We start from the raw sequence: 9,124 nt of genomic DNA, 5'->3' as shown, positions 1-9,124 counted from the left end.
AACACTCATCAAGAAGAGATACAAGGTCGTGTTTGTGTGTCGAGGTTTTTACAATAACGAACGCACGTACGCTTCGATCTCAGGGTTCTGGCAATTACCAAAGAAACATTGCTGGAAGCGTTCACCAGTTACGGCTGTTTTAACCAGTTCTTGGTCCATGGCTTTTAAACCATCCAAGTAGTTGTCTTTCATAGTTGCAGCTTTCACTAAGTTCAAGATGCCAGCGTTTTTAACTTGTGGTTCTCTGCGTTCAACTGGGTAGCCTTCGCCACGTGGGCCAGTGAAGGCTTTTTCAAAGATGTAACGTGCATTTAGTTCTGCCGCCCAACCAAAACCTTTCGCAAATGCCATAGCAATGGCATTACCGTTGTTGATTTGGTTAAACAAGAAAGCGTCTGAAGGTTCTAGGCAGTAACCACACACAACACCTGGGTGAGCGTTCAGAGACATCATTGCGCCTTGACCAGTCCCACAACCAGAGACAACAAAGTCTACAGCGTTCGAGTTCAATAAAAGGCTCGCCATGATGCCTAGGTGGATGTAAGTCAGGTGGTGATCGTTTTCATCACTCATGCCGACGTTAAACACATCGTGATTCAATGGACCAGCAACCGCGTTTAGTTGTTCTAGAATTACGGCGTTTTTACCTGCTTGGCTGTTTTCCATCATCAGTGCAATTTTCATAACTTTCTCCTGAATTCATTTAAGTCATTCGATGTCGCAAGACGTTGTTTATAAGAAGTCTTTTCGTACTGGTGTGAAATTGTCTAGCAAGACGCCTGGCTCTAAACAGCGGCAACCATGCATGACATTTGGCTCTTTATAAAGCGTGTCACCAGGACCAACAATTTTGGTTTCATCTCCTATTGTGAACTCAAACTTACCAGACAATACGTAAGTTAATTGTTCATGTGGATGATTATGAAGTGGGCCGATGGCATCTTTTTCAAAATGCACTTCGACTGTCATGATGTTATCTGAATAGGCCATGATTTTGCGTGAAACACCCGCACCAAGATCTTCCAGAGGGACTTCGTTATTGTAAACAAACATAGGACAACTCTTTGTATTCTTGTTTTAGACAAGACTACTATAGCAGCGATAAAACATTATTCAATCTTTTATGAAAAGCTGTTTCATTTATTTTATTTCACGATAAAAAAACGAATTTTACAAAGTTGGCTATTCGAATGAATAAACTGACTAATAGATAAGAAAGAAAAGCAGATGAACAAAGAAAAGAAAGCCGGAGCGAAATCACTCCAGCTTTTGATATTCTAGATAACTATTACGGATGGATACTACTTAGTGTAACCTAATTTTTCAGATACTTTCGCTGCTGCTTCTTGTAGCAAACTAACGTATTTTTCAAATTTTTCAGGTGTATAACGTAGTGTTGGAAAAGATAAACTCAATCCAGCAATAACATTACCTAATCGGTCATAAATAGGCGCGGCAATACATCTCAGGCCTTCTTCTTGCTCTTCATTATCCACACCGTAACCTAAATCTTTCACTTCTTTTAGCTCCACCAAAAGAGAGTCTATAGAACGGTGTGTTTTGGCCGTAGAAGGCAGGAATTCAGTGTCTTTTAAAACATCACGAATGTAGCTTTCTGGGCGCTCGGCAAGCAGTACTTTACCTATTGCAGTAGAGTAAAGCGGATTGCGGCGGCCAATACGAGATTGCATACGCAAGTTGTATTGAGCATCGACTTTGTATATATAAATAATACCGTCACCATCACGAATACCAAGGTGCAATGCTTCTTTTGTCAGCTCACCAATACGAGACATATAAGGCTCGGTAAGTTCGACTAAATCAACATGCTCTAAAGCTCGCGCACTGACTTCAAACAGCTTCAGTGTAAGTGAGTAACGATCATCGTCACCTTCTTGTGATACAAACCCTAACATCTTCATAGTTTGCAAAAAGCGATATACTGTACTTTTTGACGTCATGACGATTTGAGACAGTTCTGTAACACCTAAGGACTTGTGTTCTGCTAAAGCGTTTAGAATAGCAAATACCTTCATCACAGAAGATACGGGTTCTATTTGCTGAGTATTTTCTTCATTTATCATATAAGTTTCATTTTTTTTGAAATGTGTTTTTGTAATTGTAGAGTAATTCTGCATATAGATACATCCCAGCATTACAAAATGAAACTTAATTCACAATTAAGATATTATACAAGTTGCAAAAAATATCACTGCGGCAAGATGCGGAAGCATCGTTTTGATAAAAAATGTTCCGCATGCACCTGTAAAGCTCATCTTTTCCTTTATTTTTTCCTAAAAACTAAAAGACTTAAAAGCTAACGAGCTAACCAGCCGCCATCTACCGCAATGGTATAACCATTCACATAACGCGATGCTTCAGACGCCAAAAAGACAATCGGTCCAGCCATGTCGCCAGGTGTTCCCCAACGACCCGCAGGTATACGGCTTAATATTTCACTAGAACGATCTTCATCCGCACGCAATGCCGCTGTGTTGTCTGTGGCCATATAACCCGGCGCAATCGCATTGACGTTAATACCATGCTTTGCCCATTCGTTTGCCAGTAAGCGAGTTACCCCCATCACGCCACTTTTCGACGCAGTGTAAGAAGGTACTCGAATACCGCCTTGGTAAGACAACATAGAAGCAATATTAATAATGTTGCCAGATGTTCCTTGAGCGATAACCTGTCTAGCAAAGCCCTGAGACATAAAAAAGACCGCTTTAATATTCAGGTCCATTACATCATCCCAATCTTTTTCCGTAAAATCTATCGCGTCATTGCGGCGAATTATGCCCGCATTGTTAACAAGAATATCGACTTTACCAAAAGCAGATACGGCTTCTTTAACAACATAGTCAACACTGTCTATTTTACTCATATCAGCAATGACACTATGAAATTGACGACCTGTTTTTGCCATCAATTCAATTGTTTCTGTTGGGTCATCTCTATTTACGCCAACAACATCTGCACCAGCGCCTGCTAGAGCCAAAGCCATTCCCTGACCAAGACCTGTATTACATCCCGTCACAATGGCTACTTTACCCGTCAGATCGAACATATTTTATTCCTCGTGTTTATAATAGTTGGACAAGCAATTTCCCGCCTTGCTGTCCGCTCTCGATGCGCGGGGCATTGAAAGTTTTAAAATCATTTGCGTTGTATGTATCCTCCTATCCTGAAGGCTCCCACCTAACGTACTTACACTTCATATATGTACTTTGGCAGAAGTAGAGGCGCGCGAACGCGCCTCATCCAATACTCTCTATCCTCTTTCAACATCTGAAAAAATGCTTTCCTACTTATTTAATGGCTCTACGCAAAATACGATTACCTTGAGACATAAACTCTTTAGCGGCCTCTTCTACTTTGATATCGCCTTGGTCCATTTTTTCGATCATCTCTTCAAAAAGCCCCAATAACTTAGGATTTTCAAAATGAGCTGATGTAAGAATATTTTTAGGTAAGTCGTCTATTTGCGCTAACCCAGCGACAGATAAGTCAGAGTCTTTGATAGTGCCATCCAAAGATAAAGCTCGACGAGCCGCCAAGCTCAAAGGCACGCCACGAGCTAGACCCATTGCGTTGTAACCTGCAGGTTCATTCAAAAGGAAGTTAATCAGCTTAGCTGCGTCTTTTGGATTCTTACTATTTTTGCCAATAGAAAGCATTAGTGCTGGCTTGTAGAATAAGCCAGCATCAGCCGCGCCTTTTCTCATTGGATAAAAGCCAATATCCAAGGACATAGGTGGCTTTAAGTTGTCGTTATACTTGTTGATTGCTGAGTTCCACATGTAAACACCAGCCCATTCACCATTGATCCATGGCTTATGTTCGTACAAATTAGCCTTACCAAAGCCCGCCACATATTTACTGCTTGGCGCGACATGATTTTTCACCATGTCTTCATACATTTTGAAAAACTCAAGCATCTGTGCATCGGAGTAAGCGAATTTTTTATTCGCCTCATCGATCATTGGAATGCCATACTTTTGAACCATAAACGAACGGTTCATTGCGATGATGTCACGACCTTCAAGAATGATAGGAAAGAACTCATCGCCAAGTTTTTCTTTAAAAACAGGCCCAGCAGCCATTAAATCTTCCCAAGTTACTGGGTACGGAAGGCCAGCTTTTGCCCATGTATCTTTGTTGTAATAGAAAATACGTGCCGCCATGGAAACAGGGATGCCATTGAGTTTTCCGTTATTTGTTCCGGCATCAAGAGCGGATTTATCGAACTGAGTAAGGTCTAATACGTCGCTGTATTCACGTAGATCTTTAAAGCCATCTCCTCGTGCAGAGAAGATCGGCATCCAATTCCAGTTTGTTTGCATGACATCTGGTTCAGTATTACCCGCAATCTGAGTCGTTAATCGTTCTAGATGACCGCCCCAGCCGGTGTATTCTGTTTTAACAGAGATTTCTGGATGCACTTTTTCGAACTCTTTAACAGCGTCGTTGGTTGCTGTGTGTCGGGAGTTCCCTCCCCACCATGACATACGCAAATCTTCTGCGTTTGCATTCACACTCACCATTGAACCAGCAGAAGCCAATCCGACTAACAGAGCTATTGTTTTTATTTTCATGTCCTTTTTCCTCGTTAGTGATTACTCAATTTTTTGCACGACTATCACTCTTGCTTTATGCGGCTTAGCTGTCGTGCAAAAGTCTTACAAAGAGATATTCATCTCAGTTTTCTTATCAAAAATATGAGCGTTGCTCATTTCGAAATGGAACCGCTGTTCTTTCCCGATTGAATCCAACAATTTAGCTTCTACGACATCAGAAGGAACTCGTGTACAAAGCTCTCTATCTTCTACGGTAAAGTGGACGTAAAACTCTGCGCCCATGTTTTCCATGCGCACAATCGTGCCCTTGATGATTTCATCCTGCGGCGAATTTTCATCTGCTAACTTGATGAATTCAGGACGAATACCAAACACCACGTCTTCGGTAAAATTGGTTAGAACTCTCTGGAGTTTTTCATCTGGTAAACCTAACATCTGAGACGACAAGGCTAAGTGGCACTTGCCTTCACCAGTGCGATCTAAACGCGTCTCAACCATGTTCATTTCTGGCGCGCCGATGAATCCCGCAACAAACAGGTTTTTCGGGTATTTATAGAGGTTGGCAGGCGTATCCACTTGCATAATATGACCGTCTTTCATCACGCAAATACGGTCGCCCATAGTCATGGCTTCTGTTTGATCGTGGGTAACATAAACACTGGTTGCCGAACGATTGGTCTTTTTCAGCGTTTTATGCAAATCCGAAATACGCACACGCATAGACGCTCGTAACTTGGCATCCAAGTTAGACAAAGGCTCATCAAACAAGAACACCTGCGGGCGCTTAACAATGGCACGACCTACTGCAACACGTTGCGCCTGACCACCAGAAAGCTGACGTGGCAAGCGATCTAGCAAAGGCGTAAGTTCAAGAAGTTCTGCGGCTTCGTTGACTTGTTTCTCAATATCCGCCTTGCTAACTTTTGCTAATTTCAAACCAAAGCCTAAGTTTTCACGCACACTCATGTGGGGATAAAGCGCATAGTTTTGGAACACCATGGCAATACCACGATCTTTAGACGGCAAACCGTTTACGACCTTGCCACCAATGCTAATAGAACCACCAGTAACCGATTCCAAACCCGCCAACATACGTAATGTCGTCGATTTCGCACAACCAGAAGGCCCGATGACAACCAAGAACTCGCCGTCTTCAATTTCTAGGTTAATACCATGAACTGCTTTGAAGCCGTTCGAATACACTTTGGTCAAATTTTCAAATACAACTTTAGACATACTATTCACCTATCCCTTAACGCCACCGGACGAAATTCCTTCTACGAAGTAATTCTGTGCGATTAGGAAAACAACAATTGACGGAACAATGGCAATGGATGCCATAGCCAGAATTTCATTCCACTGAGTACCTTCGGTCACATCAATGGACAGTTTAAGAGCCAATGCGATTGGGTATTTTTCTACGCTGGAAATATAAATAAGCGGCCCTAAGAAATCGTTTACTGACCACATAAACTGGAACAGCGCGACAGAGATAATCGCAGGCTTCAACATAGGCACTACGATGTACCAAAGCAGCTGATAAGAGTTACAACCATCGATTTGTGCTGCTTCTTCCATATCCGTTGGCAAGCCACGTAAGAACTGAATCAACATGAAGACAAAGAAACCTTGCGTCGCAAATGCCATCGGCAAATACAAAGGCAAATAGCTGTCTAGCATGCCCATTTCGCGGAACATCAAGTATTGAGGAATCAACAACACAGACGTTGGCAACAAAATGGTAGCCACCAAGGTGACGAACCAGAATTTCTTAAATGGGATATCAAAGCGAGCAAATCCATAAGCCACAATGACCGACGAAATCACCGTCAAAATCACTTTCGGCACCACGTAATACAAGGTGTTTAGAAAGAATCGTCCGAAGGTATATTCCGTGCCGGTATTCCAACCATTAATAAAACCATCTAGTGAAAACTCTTTTGGCCAAAGGCTCAAAGAACTAAAGATTTCATGGTTTGGTTTGAAAGCTGCTGAGAACATCCAAAACAGCGGATACAACATCACCAATCCAAAAAACAGCAAGATAATGTAACGAATAGATGCGCCTACTCGTTGCTTACGAATTTCAGCTCTTAGTGTTGGGTTATTCTTAAGGTCAGCGGATAACGCTGCTTTATTAGGGAATACTTTATTCATAATTATTTACCACCCTTATCACCTGAGTAGAACACCCAGTACTTCGATGATTTGAATGAAATCGCCGTAAATATCGCCACAGCAACAAACAGCACCCAAGCAAGCGCACTACCATAGCCAAGATCGAAATACTTAAACGCCGTCTCATAGATATAAAGCGAGAACAAATACGTCGATTTAGCGGGACCACCGCCGGTAATAACGTACGGCGCCGTAAATTCTTGAAACGCCTGAGTGGTTTGCATAATGAAGTTAAAGAAAATAACAGGAGTAATAAGAGGCACGGTGATCTTGGTGAACATTTGCCATTTAGATGCACCGTCAATCATGGCAGCTTCATACTGAGATTGTGGAACACTCTGCAGAGCAGCCAAGAAGATCACCATAGCCGAACCAAATTGCCAAACACGCAACAAGGTTACGGAGAACATGGCAAACACGGGCTCGCCCAACCAAGAGATCGCCTCAATACCAAAGACACTCAGGAAGCTATTCAGCAAGCCATCGAGTGAGAATATAGCGCGCCACAATACCGCTATCGCCACACTACTACCCAAGATAGAAGGGATGTAATAAGCGGTACGGAAGAACTTAATGCCGCGAAGCTTAAAGTTCAGCACAAAGGCAATAAAGAGTGCGAAGGCTAATTTCAGCGGAATGGTCAGAAACACATACGCGAACGTTACCCCCATAGATTGGTAGAAGGTATCGTCATCCATCATGTAACGATAGTTATCTAAGCCAATGTACTCTGGCGGATTAATTAGATCGTAGTCAGTAAAACTGATGATCAAGGATGAGAGGAAGGGAAACGCTGTAAATACTAGAAGCCCTATGATGTAAGGACTAATGTACAGCAACCCTAAACGCTTATTTTCATACATAGTTTTTAACTCTGAATGTTGTTTTTATTTGACGTTGTGAAAACATACTAGAAGAACAATAAAAAAATAACAATAATTAATTAATTTTTTCAAAACACTTTTTCATTTTTATTGATGAATAAATTTAAAATAGCTGTTAATCTGTTTTTCATTCGGTGTTCAGATAGAAAAAGCTCAACTAGCGTGGGAATAGCAACAGTGGAAAAAAGAGCACGAATCCATCAGTAAAGACGAAGCCGCAAACAAAAATAAGAGAGGAAATCATGTCACTAGGTACCACCACATCCTTGGCATTTAAGCGCACAACTGACGAAAAGACTGGGTCAATCGTTACTCAGCTAACACCTGATAGCAGTGTGTGTAATCGAAACTATTTTTATCAAAAATGCTTCACAGAAGATGGCAATAAGCTTCTTATCTCGGCCAATTTTGATACCGAAAGAAACTACCACCTTTTAGATTTACATAATGAAACAGCTATACAGCTCACCGAAGGTAAAGGCGACAATGTATTTGGCGGCTTTCTTACCACACAAGATGACGCACTGATCTTTGTAAAAAATAACAAGCAGCTCATTCGTGTCGATCTTAAGAACCAAGAACACAGTGTTTTATACGAAGTGGCTAAAGGCTGGGTAGGCTACGGCACTTGGGTACCAAATTCGGCTTGCACAAAAGTCGTTGCGATAGAAATAAAAGATACGGATTACATGGAGCTAGATAGCTGGCAAAAATTTGCTCAGTTTTATCACCAAAAACCACGCTGTCGCTTAATCTCAATCGATCTAAAGACAGGTCAACGCACAACCATCTTCGAAGAAAATATTTGGCTTGGCCATCCGCTTTATCGCCCTAATGACGACAACACCATCGCATTCTGCCATGAAGGCCCGCACGATTTAGTCGAGACACGTATGTGGATGATTGATGAAAACGGCGACAACATGCGCAAGGTCTACGAGCAAAGCGAAGAAGAATCTTGTACCCACGAATTTTTCGTTCCTGATGGTTCAAAAATGATGTTTGTGTCTTATCGACCCAATACAGACAAGCGCCAACTTTGTTCTGTCGATGCACAAACGCTTGCGTTTAAAGTAGAAACTGAAATGCCAGCTTGCAGTCATCTAATGAGCAACTACGACGGCTCTTTAGTGGTTGGTGATGGTTCAGGCACACCAGTAGATGTTGCCGATAATACCGGCCACGGCATCGAAAACGACCCTAACCTGTATTTGATTAATTTATCTGACGCAAGCATTCGCCCTATTACAGAACACAATACCAGCTGGAAAGTCTTAAACGGTGATCGTCAGATCAACCACCCTCACCCTTCTTTCACACCAGATGATAAATCAGTGCTCTACAGCTCAGACGTAAATGGCACACCCGCTATTTACCTCGCAACCCTGTAAAGCACTGACTTGTTAAATGCGTTACTCTCTGTGTAACTTTACCTAGCTATGTTTCGTTCATGTTCCATAGCTAGGTTTTTTTATTTCAGATCAT

General features: G+C 42.0%; 9 protein-coding genes. 1 reads left to right on the top strand and 8 read right to left on the bottom strand.

Going from position 1 to position 9,124, the window contains the following annotated elements:
* Positions 1-48: 48 nt before the first annotated feature.
* The 8 genes from TY87_RS07940 to TY87_RS07905 form a co-directional block, all read right to left on the bottom strand.
* The gene (locus TY87_RS07940) at positions 49-684 is read right to left on the bottom strand and encodes an RpiB/LacA/LacB family sugar-phosphate isomerase (protein WP_100186647.1); all 636 of its coding nucleotides are present in this window, start codon (positions 682-684) and stop codon (positions 49-51) included.
* Positions 685-732: 48 nt separating this feature from the next.
* Positions 733-1,053: a cupin domain-containing protein gene (locus TY87_RS07935; RefSeq protein WP_011978607.1), complete on the bottom strand. Its 321-nt coding sequence runs from the start codon at positions 1,051-1,053 to the stop codon at positions 733-735.
* 248 nt (positions 1,054-1,301) lie between these two features.
* Positions 1,302-2,084 (bottom strand): DNA-binding transcriptional regulator KdgR, encoded by a 783-nt coding sequence (kdgR, locus tag TY87_RS07930; RefSeq protein WP_100186656.1) that lies wholly within the window; start codon positions 2,082-2,084, stop codon positions 1,302-1,304.
* Between the two features lie 233 nt (positions 2,085-2,317).
* The gene (gene kduD, locus TY87_RS07925; RefSeq protein WP_100186646.1) at positions 2,318-3,067 is read right to left on the bottom strand and encodes a 2-dehydro-3-deoxy-D-gluconate 5-dehydrogenase KduD; all 750 of its coding nucleotides are present in this window, start codon (positions 3,065-3,067) and stop codon (positions 2,318-2,320) included.
* A 241-nt stretch (positions 3,068-3,308) separates the two neighbouring features.
* The gene (locus TY87_RS07920; RefSeq protein ID WP_072838982.1) at positions 3,309-4,595 is read right to left on the bottom strand and encodes an ABC transporter substrate-binding protein; all 1,287 of its coding nucleotides are present in this window, start codon (positions 4,593-4,595) and stop codon (positions 3,309-3,311) included.
* Between the two features lie 84 nt (positions 4,596-4,679).
* Positions 4,680-5,813, bottom strand: a complete 1,134-nt coding sequence (locus tag TY87_RS07915) for an ABC transporter ATP-binding protein (RefSeq protein ID WP_100186645.1) — start codon at positions 5,811-5,813, stop codon at positions 4,680-4,682.
* Positions 5,814-5,822: 9 nt separating this feature from the next.
* Positions 5,823-6,734 (bottom strand): carbohydrate ABC transporter permease, encoded by a 912-nt coding sequence (locus TY87_RS07910; RefSeq protein WP_072838980.1) that lies wholly within the window; start codon positions 6,732-6,734, stop codon positions 5,823-5,825.
* A gap of 2 nt (positions 6,735-6,736) precedes the next feature.
* Positions 6,737-7,618: a carbohydrate ABC transporter permease gene (locus TY87_RS07905; RefSeq protein ID WP_072838979.1), complete on the bottom strand. Its 882-nt coding sequence runs from the start codon at positions 7,616-7,618 to the stop codon at positions 6,737-6,739.
* Positions 7,619-7,881: 263 nt separating this feature from the next.
* On the opposite strand from TY87_RS07905, the gene TY87_RS07900 reads away from it, so the two are divergent.
* The gene (locus TY87_RS07900) at positions 7,882-9,030 is read left to right on the top strand and encodes an oligogalacturonate lyase family protein (protein WP_100186644.1); all 1,149 of its coding nucleotides are present in this window, start codon (positions 7,882-7,884) and stop codon (positions 9,028-9,030) included.
* Positions 9,031-9,124: the final 94 nt, after the last annotated feature.

Source organism: Marinomonas sp. BSi20584 (assembly GCF_002792415.1).
Taxonomy (GTDB): domain Bacteria; phylum Pseudomonadota; class Gammaproteobacteria; order Pseudomonadales; family Marinomonadaceae; genus Marinomonas; species Marinomonas polaris.
This window is presented reverse-complemented; position numbering and strand designations above follow the sequence as displayed.

Bases quoted from the DNA above. Each gene is read 5' to 3' on its own strand.
- TY87_RS07910 (WP_072838980.1), bottom strand. From the start codon at position 6,734: ATGAATAAAGTATTCCCTAATAAAGCAGCGTTATCCGCTGACCTTAAG.
- TY87_RS07940 (WP_100186647.1), bottom strand. From the start codon at position 684: ATGAAAATTGCACTGATGATGGAAAACAGCCAAGCAGGTAAAAACGCC.
- TY87_RS07905 (WP_072838979.1), bottom strand. From the start codon at position 7,618: ATGTATGAAAATAAGCGTTTAGGGTTGCTGTACATTAGTCCTTACATC.
- TY87_RS07935 (WP_011978607.1), bottom strand. From the start codon at position 1,053: ATGTTTGTTTACAATAACGAAGTCCCTCTGGAAGATCTTGGTGCGGGT.
- TY87_RS07900 (WP_100186644.1), top strand. From the start codon at position 7,882: ATGTCACTAGGTACCACCACATCCTTGGCATTTAAGCGCACAACTGAC.
- TY87_RS07915 (WP_100186645.1), bottom strand. From the start codon at position 5,813: ATGTCTAAAGTTGTATTTGAAAATTTGACCAAAGTGTATTCGAACGGC.
- kdgR (WP_100186656.1), bottom strand. From the start codon at position 2,084: ATGATAAATGAAGAAAATACTCAGCAAATAGAACCCGTATCTTCTGTG.
- kduD (WP_100186646.1), bottom strand. From the start codon at position 3,067: ATGTTCGATCTGACGGGTAAAGTAGCCATTGTGACGGGATGTAATACA.
- TY87_RS07920 (WP_072838982.1), bottom strand. From the start codon at position 4,595: ATGAAAATAAAAACAATAGCTCTGTTAGTCGGATTGGCTTCTGCTGGT.